The sequence below is a fragment of the Saprospiraceae bacterium genome (assembly GCA_026129545.1).
Classification (GTDB): Bacteria; Bacteroidota; Bacteroidia; order Chitinophagales; family Saprospiraceae; genus M3007.
Window position 1 is genome coordinate 62612 of record JAHCHX010000005.1, and the last position, 13986, is coordinate 76597.

General features: G+C 51.4%; 13 protein-coding genes. 5 read left to right on the top strand and 8 right to left on the bottom strand.

Annotation, left to right across the window (positions count from 1 at the left end; genetic code table 11):
• Nucleotides 1-79: 79 nt before the first annotated feature.
• The 7 genes from KIS77_21600 to KIS77_21630 all read right to left on the bottom strand — a co-directional run bounded on the left by KIS77_21600 (nt 80) and on the right by KIS77_21630 (nt 6819).
• Nucleotides 80-1630, bottom strand: a complete 1551-nt coding sequence (locus tag KIS77_21600; protein MCW5924930.1) for a hypothetical protein — start codon at nt 1628-1630, stop codon at nt 80-82.
• A 376-nt stretch (nt 1631-2006) separates the two neighbouring features.
• Entirely contained in the window at nt 2007-2171 is a 165-nt protein-coding gene (locus tag KIS77_21605; protein ID MCW5924931.1) for an AtpZ/AtpI family protein, read from the bottom strand.
• A gap of 22 nt (nt 2172-2193) precedes the next feature.
• Nucleotides 2194-2661 carry a polymer-forming cytoskeletal protein gene (locus tag KIS77_21610; GenBank protein ID MCW5924932.1) on the bottom strand — a complete coding sequence of 156 codons (468 nt, stop codon included), beginning with the start codon at nt 2659-2661 and terminating at the stop codon, nt 2194-2196.
• 220 nt (nt 2662-2881) lie between these two features.
• Nucleotides 2882-3928, bottom strand: a complete 1047-nt coding sequence (locus KIS77_21615; GenBank protein MCW5924933.1) for a PorP/SprF family type IX secretion system membrane protein — start codon at nt 3926-3928, stop codon at nt 2882-2884.
• A 293-nt stretch (nt 3929-4221) separates the two neighbouring features.
• On the bottom strand, nt 4222-5352 hold the full coding sequence (gene tgt, locus KIS77_21620; GenBank protein ID MCW5924934.1) for a tRNA guanosine(34) transglycosylase Tgt: 1131 nt from the start codon (nt 5350-5352) through the stop codon (nt 4222-4224).
• 139 nt (nt 5353-5491) lie between these two features.
• Nucleotides 5492-6052, bottom strand: coding sequence for an HdeD family acid-resistance protein (locus KIS77_21625; protein ID MCW5924935.1), 561 nt, complete (start codon nt 6050-6052; stop codon nt 5492-5494).
• Between the two features lie 44 nt (nt 6053-6096).
• Nucleotides 6097-6819 carry a glycosyltransferase family 2 protein gene (locus KIS77_21630; GenBank protein ID MCW5924936.1) on the bottom strand — a complete coding sequence of 241 codons (723 nt, stop codon included), beginning with the start codon at nt 6817-6819 and terminating at the stop codon, nt 6097-6099.
• A 215-nt stretch (nt 6820-7034) separates the two neighbouring features.
• Between KIS77_21630 and KIS77_21635 the strand changes: the two genes are divergently transcribed.
• The 5 genes from KIS77_21635 to KIS77_21655 all read left to right on the top strand — a co-directional run bounded on the left by KIS77_21635 (nt 7035) and on the right by KIS77_21655 (nt 13254).
• The gene (locus KIS77_21635) at nt 7035-7205 is read left to right on the top strand and encodes a hypothetical protein (protein MCW5924937.1); all 171 of its coding nucleotides are present in this window, start codon (nt 7035-7037) and stop codon (nt 7203-7205) included.
• Between the two features lie 230 nt (nt 7206-7435).
• On the top strand, nt 7436-8902 hold the full coding sequence (gene nhaC / locus KIS77_21640) for a Na+/H+ antiporter NhaC (GenBank protein ID MCW5924938.1): 1467 nt from the start codon (nt 7436-7438) through the stop codon (nt 8900-8902).
• A gap of 104 nt (nt 8903-9006) precedes the next feature.
• On the top strand, nt 9007-10059 hold the full coding sequence (locus KIS77_21645) for an efflux RND transporter periplasmic adaptor subunit (GenBank protein MCW5924939.1): 1053 nt from the start codon (nt 9007-9009) through the stop codon (nt 10057-10059).
• 171 nt (nt 10060-10230) lie between these two features.
• A complete protein-coding gene (locus KIS77_21650; protein ID MCW5924940.1) occupies nt 10231-12600 on the top strand; it encodes a T9SS type A sorting domain-containing protein in 2370 nt (789 codons plus the stop codon).
• Between the two features lie 291 nt (nt 12601-12891).
• Nucleotides 12892-13254, top strand: coding sequence for a VOC family protein (locus KIS77_21655; GenBank protein ID MCW5924941.1), 363 nt, complete (start codon nt 12892-12894; stop codon nt 13252-13254).
• A 19-nt stretch (nt 13255-13273) separates the two neighbouring features.
• Here KIS77_21655 and KIS77_21660 read toward each other — a convergent pair whose 3' ends face one another.
• Nucleotides 13274-13930 carry a hypothetical protein gene (locus KIS77_21660; GenBank protein ID MCW5924942.1) on the bottom strand — a complete coding sequence of 219 codons (657 nt, stop codon included), beginning with the start codon at nt 13928-13930 and terminating at the stop codon, nt 13274-13276.
• Nucleotides 13931-13986: the final 56 nt, after the last annotated feature.

Here is a 13986-nt window from a genome sequence, read left to right on the forward strand (position 1 = left end):
CAAAAAACAAAGCCACCCAACAGGCAATGTTCCCTGTTAGGCGGCTAAAAAAAACCGCGTTTGAAGTGACGAAGAGCATTTAAGGTAGCCTTGCCCGAAGCGATTCCGTTCGGGTTGGCTCTTTCTCCAACGCGTTGACGGTCATCTGCCAAAGTGCTTCGTAGGGGATTATTTCAATCTCGTATGTTTGGTTGGCTACTTCCATGGGCACGGAGCAAAGCATACTGTACAGCTTCTGGGTTTGGCGCGCCACTCGTTCTCGATGGAAGGCGTAAATCGGGATTTGAAGCAACATTTTGATGAAACAATTGCTTCTGAACGTGTCATTTTGCTTCAAATAGCGGCTACAGTATTTCTCGATTCCCTCCATGCGGTCGATGCATTGTTGATACTCGCGGTCGGCAAGCGCGTACAATATCTGTATCACGAGAATTGGTATGTTCATGCCGCGCTTGTCTTTGGAAAAAACGGGGGTCTCGTTCAGGAATTTGCTGAGTTTGAATCTGGCGTGACGCGGAGAGGAAAGATTTTCGGCAGATAGTTTTCCCACTTTGATGAGGAAGTGAATGTATGCTTGATATATTTTCCAGACTTCTGTGATTTGAAATGATTGGTTGTCGAACCGCGCATCCCCCATCACCCTATCCATGATGCGCGCTGCTGTTTCATAGTGAGCGGTGTGCATCGCCAAAAGGAAGAACAGCTCTTGGAGCTTGAACCAATTGAATGAGCCATGCTCCACCAAGCCTTGGCATCGCTCAATGATTTGCTGGCCTTTCTCAAACTCGCGGAGTTGCAGATAGCAGGTAATCAGGTTGTAATAGAAAATTTGAAGAGGGAAACCGCTGTCGTATTCTTTTTTGTCAAAAAACTGCACGGCCTCCTCACAAAGTCGAGCGGTGGTGACGTAGTCATTGACACTGCTGTATGCAAAAACCTGAATGAGCCGACCAAAAAGCTGAAGCTTGAACGATTCGCATTTTTCCAAATCGGGCTTGATGATGCCATAATATAATTTGGCTTGTTCCGACACTTCCATCTTGGTCGCCTTGCTGTTCACATACCGAATAATCAGTTCGGTATAGAAGTCCTCCACGCGATTTTCTAAATGCCAAATTTCTTGATAATGATGCAGCTGCTCGCGGATGCTCTCATATTTTTTGAGGTCGCCACCTGTGGTGCTGTAATGTATCCGCAAGGCACGCAAGATGTCGCAGGTGAGTTCGGTGAATTCAAATCGGATGGCGTGCCGCAACAATTTCTCCAAGACATCGTATCCGACCACTTTCGCGTTCCGCATCACCAAAATCATGGCCGCCGCCCATTTTTTGTAGCATTCAAAATACGCCCGCTGCCTGTCGGAGAATCCCGGCTCTTTGAAGTCGAGTAAAAAGACCGAGTCGAGCATTCGCTCTTTCAGTTTGTTTTTCAGGTTGGGCAGTTTGGAAGCATCGTCGCCGCCTTCCAACAGCCAAGCGAGCGCCTCTTCGTCGGAACGCACTTTTTGGCTCACGAGGGCATCGTAGAGCTGTTGCATCTTTGAGTCGGGTTCAAGGATGATGCCGAGGATGCCACTGGATTTTAGCTTGGTTTTGTTGAGCAGATTGGCTAATTCAATCAAATCTCTCATAACAAGATTCTTTCAGGTCGAGAAGTGGTCGGTTTCAGCCTTTTCGCAAGAAAAAAGGCAACAGAAAGTCATGCACTTGCCTTCGGTCGGCAAAGCGTTGGAAACGATGATTAAACCCTAAAAGTGTCAAGGGCTGCGTTCAGAAGTCCCTCCGACCGGCGGCAGGCGAGCGATGGATTATCAATTTGGATATAAAAGTAGCCAAACGGCGGTAAAAGTGCGAGACTTTTTGCAGAGAAACAATCGCGGGTGAGGAAAAAGCACGGCGCGACACAAAAAGCAGCGCGTCGCCCCTTTTTTGTGGTGACGACGCGCTCCAACGGCTATTTGATGTTTTTTGCTTGTGCCCCTGACAACCTGATAGTTTTTGAGGCCGTCAAGCATCGCGCAACAGCTGGCGATAAAGGCTATACAGCGAACCGACCATGAAAAAAATGGTGAGGAAAACAGCCCATGTCGGTCGCTCCAATTGCAGTTTTGCATCAAGCCAACGCCCGATGAACACGCCTGCAAGGCAAGCGCCAAGCAACTGGAAAGCCATGCCGCCATATTTGGCGACAGCTTTAATTGCGGGCTTCGGCTTTTGCTCCGGCGACTGCTGGCTCATTCGACGACGTTTTTGCATCTCCGGGTTTGGCGATGCCGTTGGCTACCGTTGCGCCGCTTTCCATCTTGCAAGAAACGTTGAAACGGGCACCGCTCTGCACCAACAGTTTGTTCGTGGTGATTTCGCCGTCCACTTCTGCCGTTTCGCGCACGTTGAGCAGTTCGGACACTTGCAGATTGCCCTTGAAGCGCCCTTCGATGACGGCATTTTGGCAGCGGACTTCGCCTTCCACTGCTCCCGTAGGGCCGATTATGACCTTTGCTTGACAGACAAGCTTGCCTTTGATGGTGCCGTCTATGCGCAAATCATTGTCGCAGCGAATACTTCCTTCCACTACCGTGCCTTTGGCGAGCGCGTTCAGCGCATTGGGTGTGGACGAAGGGGCGGATTTTACTTCCTCGGTGTTTTTGCTACTGCCAAACATAACTTTTTCGGTTTTGAATTTTTGTTTGAAAAAACGACTTTCTGCTTTTCGGATTACACTCTTAACAAAAGAGACTTCACGGGAACTGGCAAAAATGAAAAAGATTTCCGGCGCACCCAAGCGTTCGGAAATCTTTTTGCACAGTCATGGAAGGCGCATCGGCCATTTCATTCAGAATCAATGCACTGGAAAAAATGCATATCTTCTTGCCTAAGGGGCATCAGAAGTTCGGGCAGTAAACACCGCGACGCTCTGGGCCGCATATCTTGTACATCAGCGAAAACTCGAAGGCGCCGTTGCCGTTGCTTGCCGTGCTGAGGTTGGACGTGTTGATGTCGTAGCTGAAGCCGATGGTAAAGTATTCGTAGTCGAAGCGAGTGCTTAGGATGATGGCATCCAATAGTTTGCCGTCGTCGAGTCTGTTCGACATACGCGCCCACGCGCCGAGTTGGAAGGCTTGGTTGAGGCGGCGGCTGTTGCCCAAGAGGAACTTGAAAGACGTGCCCGCATTGACTTGGAAAGATGGCCCTTGAATGAAGGTGACCACACCCGGCAAAAGGCCAGTCTTTTTTGCAATCATAAATTCGCCGCCTGCGTGGAAGGTGAATTTGCTGTAAAGCGGAATGTTCTGATTCTCGAAGGATTGGTTGGCGCGGTTCAAGTGGCTGAACGCCCCGCCGAAGTAAACGTTGGCATCGTCGCCAAAGACGCTGAACCACAACGCGCCCGCAGACATGTCCACAAACATGAAGTTGGGGTCGTCAATTGGTTCGCCCGGCTTGGTTGGGTCGAACACCCCGTTGCCATTGTTTTGGCTGGGCCATTGCAGGTTGGCGCTGTTGATGCTGCGCTGGCTCACCCCGAAGTCGGCACCCAACACGAGGTAGTGGGCTTTTTTGCGGTAGCCGCCCATTTTCTTGGCGTAGGAGCCAGAGAGGCGAGCCTGAAGCGTGGCAAATTCGGAAGCGCCCGCTTTGTCGCCCCAAAGCGTGCCGCCCACACCAAAATAGTCGTAGCGACCTACGGCTACTTTTTGGTCGTAGGAAGCGGAGTAAGTGTTGTAGGCATTGCTTTTCAAAATGGAGGCCCACTGATTGCGGTAGTTGGCCACTACGCGCTGGTTGCAGTTCATCACCCCAGTGAGAGCGGGGTTGAGGTTGAGCGGGCTCATGTAGAACTGTGAGAAGTGGATGTCCTGAGCTTGCACAGCTACCACTGACAACATCACCAAGCACAGCGAAAGAATGTGTAAAGTAGTTTTTTTCATAAAAAGACAGACCAAAGAGTTTGGATGAAAAACAGCGTACAATGTTAGGCAGACTATTGGAAACCGCCCAAGCTTTTTTTGTTAAAGTGCGCGAAGGTAGGTTTTTCCTACATTTCGATGCGTACATGACCAAAGTTTAGCGGGGAGACTTCGACAATTTTAACTTTTGGCATTCATAAGGTGGAGCCAGAACGGAGGTTCTTCGGTTCGTATTTTGGGGGATGTGTTAAGGTTTTCGGGCATAAGAGGTTTTAACAATCGAAAACGCTGCCTGTGAGGGCGAAAGCATCGTTTCACAAGCGCACACTTACCTTACTCACCATTTCATTTTTCCATGGAGAGAAAGTGCCGTCAAAGATACGTCTTCGCGCTTCCCCGACGAGCCAAAGGTAGAAACCCAGGTTTTGAAGCGATGCCAGTTGCATTCCCAAAATTTCTTCATTGATAAATAGGTGTCGCAAATAAGCACGAGAATGGGTGCGGCTGGTAGGCACGGGGCTGTTTTTGTCTATCGGAGCGAAGTCTTCCTTCCATTTGGCGTTGCGGATGTTGATTATGCCGTCGGGAGTGTAAACCATACCATGCCGGGCGTTGCGGGTCGGCAGCACACAGTCGAACATGTCAATGCCTCTTGCGATGCACTCCAAGATGTTTTCCGGCGTGCCGACACCCATGAGATATCGCGGCTTGTCTTTCGGCAAAATATCGGTCACCAATTCGGTCATGGCATACATTTCCTCAGCAGGCTCACCCACCGAAAGGCCACCAATCGCATTGCCTTCACACCCGAAAGAGGCAATTGTCTCGGCAGAGATTTTTCTCAAATCAGGATATGTGCTCCCCTGCACGATGGGGAACAATGTCTGTGCATAACCGTGGAGAGGGTTGGTGTGAGCGAATCTTTCCACACAACGCTCCAACCAGCGGTGGGTCAGGTCAAGCGATTTTTTGGCGTAACGGTATCCGCATGGATAAGGCGTGCACTCATCGAAGGCCATCACGATGTCGGCTCCAATGATACGCTGAATATCCATCACGTTCTCTGGCGTGAAAGTATGTTTGGAGCCATCAATATGGCTTTGAAAGGTGACCCCTTCTTCCTTGATTTTTCTCCGGTGTGCCAAGGAGTACACTTGAAACCCGCCGCTATCGGTCAGGATGGGGCCGTCCCAGCCATTGAACCGATGTAGGCCCCCTGCCTTTTGCAGCACCTCTAAGCCGGGGCGCAGATAAAGGTGGTAAGTGTTGCCGAGGCAAATTTGGGCCTTCACATCGGTCGAAAGCTCGTGCTGATGGACAGCTTTCACCGTGCCAGCCGTCCCGACGGGCATAAAAATCGGGGTCTCTATGGTACCATGTTCCGTGACAAGCAGACCCGCACGAGCACGGGTGTTGGGGTCAGTATGCTGAAGAGAAAAAGTCATGTCGAGGCAGGAGTTATACCTTGATTCGCTAGGATTTGTTAGATGAACATGATTGATGTTCTTGATTTTTAGCAGATTGCGATTGCAGCCATGCCCAAAACCTAACGGCGCGAAGTATAAGCGAACGGGGGCGGCGGCTTCACGACGCGCTGTCCTTCAGGCGCTTATGGACGCGCCACATTCGCAGGCCAAGGCCCAACAGAAGGAAGCCAAACGCAGCGGCATAGAAGCCAAGCCACCACATGATGGAGATTTTGCCGAGCGTTGGGTTCACTATCATCACCACGCCTAATGCGATGGAGACCACCCCTGCCAGCCCCAACAGCCATTCGTTGTCAATTTCCTTGCGCAGTTTGATGGCAGTGCCGATTTCAAAAACACCTGTGACGAGCAGCCAAAGCGCCAATATCAACAGCAGGCCGGCGGCTGTAAGCTCGGGATTGACCAGCGCCACCACGCCCAGCCCCACGCCCAAGGCTCCTTCCAACAATATCGTCCACCAATCATCATCGTGTCCGCGCATACGAAGACCGAGCACCACCGCAGTGGCCCCATCCACGAGCAAAAAAACGCCCAACACAAGGATGAGCACCTCGAAGGCGAGCGTGGGATTGGTGAAGGCAACGATGGCAAATAAGATAGAGATGATGCCCCTCAAAACGATGAGCCACCAAAATTGGGAAAGACGTTGTAAAAGCATGGCATTGTTTTGTTTTGTTCTTGCGAAAAGCAGGGGAAAGGTACTCACTTCGCCCAAAGATTGTATTTCAGAATGCAATAAATCGCTCGAAAACCATCCTTGGCTCCGATTTTTTTCCCTTCCGCGTAAGAGCGCCCGTAGTAGGAAATGCCAACTTCATAGATGCGGATGCCGGGCACGCGGCTCATCTTGGCCGTCACCTCCGGCTCAAACCCAAAGCGCCGTTCTTTCAATTTCAAACCTTTCAACACATCGGCACGGAAGAGCTTGTAGCAGGTTTCCATATCGGTCAGGTTCAGGTTGGTGAACATATTGGAAATGAAAGTCAGGAACTTGTTTCCGATGCTATGCCAAAAAAACAAAATGCGATGCGGCCGGCCACCCATGAAACGCGAGCCATATACCACATCGGCATGGCCTTCCAAAATGGGTTTTAGCAAAATGTTGTACTCGGCAGGGTCGTATTCGAGGTCAGCATCCTGAATGATGATGTATTGACCCGTGGCGTGTTGAATACCAGTGTGCAGCGCGGCGCCCTTTCCCTTGTTTACTTCATGCTTCAAATATCGAATGTTTAATTGTGGATTTGTCGCCATATAGCGTTGAATGGCGCCTTCCGTGTCGTCTTTGGAACAATCATTGGTGATAATAATTTCTTTTTTAATGTCGCCTATTAGTTCCACCGCTCTCACCTTGTCCAAAATAAGGTGAATCGTGCGCTCTTCGTTGTAGGCCGGCATGACGATGGAAAGGGTCTCGTTGTTCATAAGTTCGGAATAAGTGGAAGCGATTGGGGCGGCGAAGGTACGTTGGGTTTTCAATTTTGATGGGTGATACCCCCGCCGCAGCAATGCTAAACTTTAACTAAAAATATCCGAAAATCGGAAAACTTTATCCATAAAAGTCTCGTTAGTCCCTTGAAATCAAACACTTAATCCCTGTTTGCATCGCATTGTAGTAATTAGCAAAACTGTTTTGACTTATGGCACGCCGTACCAACAAACTTCGTAGGCTGTGGCGCAAATCGCCCCGGTTGGCATTTGCCTACCTGCGTCGCAAAGTCACTCGTCAAGCCAAGCGCATTCTTCCGGTGGATGAATACAAAAACTGGCTCGGCGAGGAAATGCGTCCCTTTAATAGCCTTCGCAACTGAGCGCGTGATTCGCCCGAAGGTTGTTCGTGATTGGCTGATGCGACGCGGTCAGCCGATTGCAATCAACCGCCACGACTGCACGTCGCTGCAAAAGCCCTCCCGCAAGAGAGGGTTTTTTGTTTTTTAGGCCACGCGCTCCCCATTTTTTCTGGCAAAACGCCGTGATTTTTCTGTTCGATTCAAATATTTCTACTTTTGGCGCTTCGCGTCAAGACAAACGAATCGAACTTATGAAAGATGCCCGCATTATTCAAAACAAAGAACTTAGTGTCTGGGAGGCTTTGATTCCTCTCATCATATTGGTCGGCCTGCTGGCGTACAACGTCACGGTGTATGGCGACGATGCGTTGAGCGGCTCAAACCAGTTTATCCTGCTGATTGGCGGCGCGGTGGCCGCCATAGTGGGTTTTTTCAACAAAGTTGGGTACAAGCAAATGCTCGACGAGGTCTCCAACAATCTAAAATCAACCACCGAGGCCATTTTGATTTTGCTGTTGGTAGGAGCCTTATCAGGCACTTGGCTCGTGAGCGGGGTCATTCCCACGCTGATTTATGGAGGCATCCAGCTGCTCAACCCAGCGATTTTTTTGCCAGTCACCGTTTTGGTATGTTCGGTCATCTCGATAGCAACCGGAAGTTCTTGGACCACCTCTGCCACGGTGGGCATCGCGCTCATCGGCATCGGAAAAGCTTTGGGCTTGCCGATGGGCATGGTGGCGGGCGCAGTGTTGTCGGGCGCTTATTTTGGCGACAAGATGTCGCCACTTTCCGACACAACCAACCTCGCGCCAGCCATGGCGGGTGGCGATTTGTTCTCGCACATCCGCTACATGACCCTTACGACCGTGCCGACCTATATTATCACACTCATCGTGTTCATCGTATTGGGGCTGTCTCACAAGGCATCCGGCGTGGCCGATACTTCTGGTATCCTTTCGGCCATTGATTCCGCGTTCAATATCAGCGGCTGGTTGATGCTCGTGCCACTTGCTGTCATTGGGTTGATTATGCTCAAAACCAAGCCCGTCATCTCTTTGCTGTTTGGTGCTCTGCTCGGCGGTGTTTTCGCCATCATTTTCCAACCCGATTTAGTGGCCAAAATAGGTGGCGCAGAGGCGCTTAATTTCAAATCAGCCTATCAAGGCATGATGAATGCCCTCACGAAGAGCACTACCGTGGAGACCAGCGACCCCTCGTTGAACGATTTGTTTACCGCAGGTGGCATGAATGGGATGTTGGGCACCATTTGGCTTGTCGTCTGTGCGATGGTGTTTGGCGGTGTCATGGAAGCCATCGGTGCTTTGGCTCGCATCAGTAGCGCATTGTTGAGTTTGGCCCATTCGGTGTTTGGTTTGTTTGCCAGCACGGCAGCCAGCTGCATTGCGGTGAACGTGACCGCTTCCGACCAGTATCTGGCTATCGTGGTGCCGGGTAAAATGTTTGCCAAGGCGTACGAAAAAAGGGGGCTTGCTCCCGAGAATCTCAGCCGGACTTTGGAAGATTCTGGCACTGTCACATCTGTGCTGGTGCCTTGGAACACCTGCGGGGCGTACCAATCGAAAGTGCTGGGCGTGAGCGTGGGAGATTATTTTGTCTATGCGGTTTTCAATTATCTCAGCCCGTTCATGACGCTGCTTTTCGCAGCGTTCCAAATCAAGATAAAACAACTGGTTTCCGACGGCGACAAGTCGGCTTAGAAACTCAAGGGGCATTTTCTCCAAAACAAGACTGGCTGATTCCTGTTAATTAGCCTCGCTATCGAATGTTTTGCCCCATTGAGTCTTTTCAACTATTCACAAACATGAAATACGCCCTTTCGCTCTTTGCAGCCGCTGTTTTGGCACTCGTCTCCTGTGGCAAATCCGACCCAAAACAAGGCAACGGTGGCGGCCCTTCTGCTCGCAGCGCAAGCCTCAATGTGACCGCCGTCGAAGGCTTCGTGGTGCGGCCCACCCAACTCACCGAATCTGTCACCGCCAGCGGCACCCTCATACCTGCCGAAGAAACAGAGCTCCACCCCGAAGCAAGCGGGCGTGTGGTCAGCATCAACCTGCCAGAAGGACGCAGTGTGCGCAAGGGCGATTTGCTGCTGAAAATCTTCGACGAAGACCTCAAAACGCAACTCCAAAAATTGGAGGTTCAGCTCAAACAGGCTGAAATCACGGAGCAGCGCCTCGGCGACTTGCTCAAAGTGAAAGGAGTGAGCCAACAAGAATATGACCTCGCCGCCTTACAGGTGCAAACCCTCAAAAGCGAGATGGAACTGGTGCGCATCAACATTCGCAAAACAGAGTTAAGAGCACCTTACGACGGCATCATTGGCTTGCGCAGAATCAGCCCAGGGGCTTATGTGACACCAGCTAGCCCCATTGCGATTATCCGCGCCTCAAGCGCCTTGAAACTCGATTTTGCCATTCCCGAAAAATACAGCAACCTACTCCGCCCCAACCAGACGGTCACGTTCACGGTGGGGGGCAATCCCAAAACCTATTCGGCCACCGTGCAGGCCACCGAGCAAAGCATCACCGCCGACACGCGCAACCTGCAAGTGCGGGCGCTCGTGCGCGATGGCCGCGACCTTTTGCCGGGAGCCTTCGCAGAGGTCAATCTTACATTGGGCAACAAAATGCAAGCGTTGCTTATCCCCAATCAGGCAGTCATTCCGCAGGCACGCAACAAGCAAGTCATTGTGAGCAAGAATGGTCAAGCCAAGTTTGTGGTCGTCAAAACAGGTGTTCGGCAGGCAAGCATGGTCGAGATTACAGAAGGCATTCAGCCAGGCGACACGGTGGCTGTGACGGGGATGCTTTTCCTCCGCCCCGACGCGCCGATAGCCTTTTCAAAAATAGATTGAACTACCTCATTGTCAGTATTTTTTGAAATTTTAAATGGTGGAAATCACGCCTTTGGGCCAATTTCTACCGATACGTCGCTTACCTGACGATTTATTGGCAAACAGGAAGGGAACATCAGCTGGGAGTTGACTACTTTCGCCGAACATTTAAACTTTAAACATCCCTTCCGTATGATTAAATCTATCCTTGCCTTCGCGCTTCAAGTCGCGTGTGTGGCCGTTATATCCGGCCAATCCCTCTATTACACCGTCAAATTCCCCGACGACTACACCGTGTACGGCTGTGGCGCAGACCCCGGCATCACCTACCCGTACATCGTGCAGTACAGCTGCAACTTCAATGTCGGCGTGTCGTACCACGACCAAGTGTTCTACACCAACAACACGGGTGGTTGCTACAAAATCCTTCGCACTTGGAAACTCCTGTACTGGTGCGATTATGACCCCAACTGGCCCGCACCTTATTACATCCCAAATCCAGATAACACTGACATCGGCCCGACGGTGAACGGCAACTCGTACAACCACGGCTATTTGCAGTACACACAAATCATCAAGGTGCTGGACAACGAGAAGCCCTACTTCCCCGACTGTCCGACGGGCCCGCGCACTTTCTGCGACTTCACGACCAACGACCCGACGCAGTACAACAACGGCTACGTGGACCTCTGCGAAGGCCCTGTCAATTTGAAAATTGAAGTAACCGACGACTGCTCTGGCGCCGATATCAAACTTTCCTACCGCCTCTTCCTCGATTTGGACGGCAATGGCACCATGGAAACTTTTATCAGCAGCAGCAGCCCGAACGCTTGGCCTATCGAAACGACCATCTTGGGTGGCGTGAACCTGCAAGGCCAAATCAAATTCCCGCCCGGACACGGCTTCCCCTACGGCACACACAAGATTGAGTGGATTGCTGACGACAAATGCGGCAACGAAGCCATCTGCAAGTACGAATTTATCGTCACAGACTGCAAGCCGCCCACCCTTGTTTGCTACAACGGCCTCAGCGTGAACATCATGCAGACTGGCATGATTACTATCTGGGATACCGACTTTATCAAAGACCTCTTCGACAACTGTACGCCTAAGAGTAAAATCAGAACCGGTATTCGCAAAGCTGGTCAAGGCACTGGCTTCCCACCGCAAAGCCACTCCGTCACATTTGATTGCAGCGAACTGGGCAAACAATATGTGGAAGTATGGGCTGTGGACGAAAGCGGCGCCATTGATTACTGCCTGACCTATATTGATGTGCAGGACAACAGCGGCTCTTGCCCGCCATCCAACAAGTTCACGGGCACCATCACCACCGACGACCTCGACCCCGTGGCAGGCGCGACGGTCAATCTGAGCAAATTCAACAACGTGATGCTCTCCGTTGTCACCGACGACAAAGGCAAATTCGAGATAAGCCCCATGACGGCCAGCTGCAATTACAAACTGGCTCCCACTTACAGCGCCGCTACGACAAAAGGCATCAACACCCTCGATGCCTTGCTCGTGGCAGGCCAAATTGACAACGTCAAATTGCTCAACTCGCCCTACAAGCTGTTGGCCGCAGATGTGGACAAGTCTGGCAACCTGACGAGCGCCGATATCAACAACATCGTGAAAATGGCTTTGGGCGTGCAGAGCAGTTTCCCGAACAATGTACCTGCATGGCAGTTCGTACCGAAGAGCCATGTGTTCCCCAACCCGCAGAACCCTTGGTCAGCATCAGTGCCTTCGTCGCTCACGTTCTGCCTCTCCGGACCTATCAATTTCGACCCGAATTTCATAGCCATCAAGACGGGTGATGTGAATGGCTCCTTCGCCACGGATGACTTGGGGAGCTCCAACGCGGAAGACCGTGGACTCGGCGTGGAAGGCGCTGTGTTCCAAACAAACGACCAGATATTCTCCTCCGGCAAACAAATCGCGGTGGATATCGTCACGCCAGAATTGGCTGGTCTCGCAGCCTTCCAATTCACGTTGGACTACAACCCCGACTATCTTTCTTATGTAGGCTTCGAGTCTGACCTCGTGCCAGCCGACTTTATCGCTGACCCAGGTGAACACCACCTGACCGCTAGCTGGCACTCCTCCGTCATGCTCGACCCCAATGTGCAAGGCAAAAACATCCGTCTGCGCGCATTCAGATTGATTTTCAACACGGTGCAAAAAGGCTTGCTGAGCGAAGTGCTTAGCATGAGCTCCGCCGTCACCGATGCCGAGGCATACACGCGCAACCTGCAGACCATCCCGGCCTCTCTGGAGTTCCTGCAAGCGCCCGTGAACAAGGCTACGCCTTCGTTCCTGTCCGTGCGTCCCAACCCAATCACCGACCGCTTCACGGCGGCCTACTATCTGCCCGAAGCGGGTTTTGCCACCTTCACGCTGACGGATGCCACAGGGCAGGTGCTGCAAAGCATCGAGGCTAATCGCGAGCGCGGCTACAACGAAATCGAAATGGATGTCGCCAACACCAAGCCCGGTATGCTGTTCCTTCGTTTGGAAGGCCCCGGCGGCACCGATGTGCAGAAAGTAATGAAGTTTTAAGCAAATAGTTGTTGGTCACGAATCGTATTCTGGCCAACGGCTTTTTTGAAGAATCGAGAGCCAAGAACACAAAGGTTTCCATACGGAGGCCAGTGTTCTTGGCTCTTTCTTTTGAAGTGGCATATAGCAGCGGCCATAATAGAGCTTCAATCCCTCATTCGCATTTAAAACAAATTGAGGTATGTTTGCTGCGGCTTTGCGAATTGTCAACAGCTGTCCCGCAAGGCTGAGTTTCGACAGGATTGACGGATTACTTTCATAAACTTAAACCTTCCTCATTCGCGCCTATTCATGCTGAACATTGAAAAAACAATTCCTCTTGTCCGCATTTTCGACGAATCGAAAGCACGCGAATACTACTGTGATTGGCTGGGGTTTCGGATAGACTGGGAACACCGATTCGAGGAAGGCATGCCGATATATATGCAGGTCTCGCTCGGCAATTTGACCTTGCATCTCAGCGAACACGTCGGGGATTGCACACCCGGCGGAAAGGTTTTTTTGCGATGCACAGGGCTGCGCGAATGGCACCAAGATTTGGTGGGAAAAAATTACAAATACTATCGCCCTAGCATAGAGGATGCTTTTTGGGGCGGGATTTGTATGGGATTGACAGACCCGTTCGGAAACAAGTTGTTGTTCAGCGAGGAATAGGAATCGTCAAACAAGACCGTCATTCCTCGCGCTCAAATTTTCCATTGAGGAAAGTGCCTCGTTTCACCCAGCCGATGCAGTTGGCCTCAAACTCAAAATGGCCGCCGATGGCACCTGATTTTGGCTCAAAATGGGTAAGCGTTATCTCCCCGGAAAGCGTCTCGTAGGTCTCTGCCCTGTCGTCGGCATAACGCGCATGGACGATGCCGGAGAAATGCCGCAAGCCGATTTCCGCGTTCACTTCCAATTCGCTATAGATGGGCAACTCGCTCAACTCGCTTTTCTTCAGCCCCCCGATGAGCAGATAAATCGGGTGGGTCTGTTCGAGGCTATCCTTCCAGAGCAAATTGATTTGCAGGGAAATCGTGTCGGTATCATCCAGCGCATCGAGCAGTTGGGTGCATTTTTCCCACGGGAGCTCGCTCGAAGTGGTCACCTCTGCTTTCATGATGGAATCGTAGTATTTCCAGTGAAGGAGGTTGACCATGCCGGAGGTCACTTTGTTGAATGGCAACAGATGTATCCCTTTCCATACAGCCAAGTCCACGACGGCGATGGAGCATTGAGCGCAGCCCAAGTCGAACAGTTGGTTTGGCGCTCCCTTCACGAGGGTCGCTTGAGCAAAAGCAGTGGAAATGGGGAAGGCGGCGAAGAATAAAAAGACAAACGTTCTCATATACGGGTGGGCAAAAGTAGGAAATGTGGGGATGCCCACAACATTTCAGGCCGGCT

What these genes read in the sequence shown, in the direction of transcription:
- KIS77_21600 (MCW5924930.1), bottom strand. Translation starts at nt 1,630, where the DNA reads ATGAGAGATTTGATTGAATTAGCCAATCTGCTCAACAAAACCAAGCTA.
- KIS77_21605 (MCW5924931.1), bottom strand. Translation starts at nt 2,171, where the DNA reads ATGGCTTTCCAGTTGCTTGGCGCTTGCCTTGCAGGCGTGTTCATCGGG.
- KIS77_21610 (MCW5924932.1), bottom strand. Translation starts at nt 2,661, where the DNA reads ATGTTTGGCAGTAGCAAAAACACCGAGGAAGTAAAATCCGCCCCTTCG.
- KIS77_21615 (MCW5924933.1), bottom strand. Translation starts at nt 3,928, where the DNA reads ATGAAAAAAACTACTTTACACATTCTTTCGCTGTGCTTGGTGATGTTG.
- tgt (MCW5924934.1), bottom strand. Translation starts at nt 5,352, where the DNA reads ATGACTTTTTCTCTTCAGCATACTGACCCCAACACCCGTGCTCGTGCG.
- KIS77_21625 (MCW5924935.1), bottom strand. Translation starts at nt 6,052, where the DNA reads ATGCTTTTACAACGTCTTTCCCAATTTTGGTGGCTCATCGTTTTGAGG.
- KIS77_21630 (MCW5924936.1), bottom strand. Translation starts at nt 6,819, where the DNA reads ATGAACAACGAGACCCTTTCCATCGTCATGCCGGCCTACAACGAAGAG.
- KIS77_21635 (MCW5924937.1), top strand. Translation starts at nt 7,035, where the DNA reads ATGGCACGCCGTACCAACAAACTTCGTAGGCTGTGGCGCAAATCGCCC.
- nhaC (MCW5924938.1), top strand. Translation starts at nt 7,436, where the DNA reads ATGAAAGATGCCCGCATTATTCAAAACAAAGAACTTAGTGTCTGGGAG.
- KIS77_21645 (MCW5924939.1), top strand. Translation starts at nt 9,007, where the DNA reads ATGAAATACGCCCTTTCGCTCTTTGCAGCCGCTGTTTTGGCACTCGTC.
- KIS77_21650 (MCW5924940.1), top strand. Translation starts at nt 10,231, where the DNA reads ATGATTAAATCTATCCTTGCCTTCGCGCTTCAAGTCGCGTGTGTGGCC.
- KIS77_21655 (MCW5924941.1), top strand. Translation starts at nt 12,892, where the DNA reads ATGCTGAACATTGAAAAAACAATTCCTCTTGTCCGCATTTTCGACGAA.
- KIS77_21660 (MCW5924942.1), bottom strand. Translation starts at nt 13,930, where the DNA reads ATGAGAACGTTTGTCTTTTTATTCTTCGCCGCCTTCCCCATTTCCACT.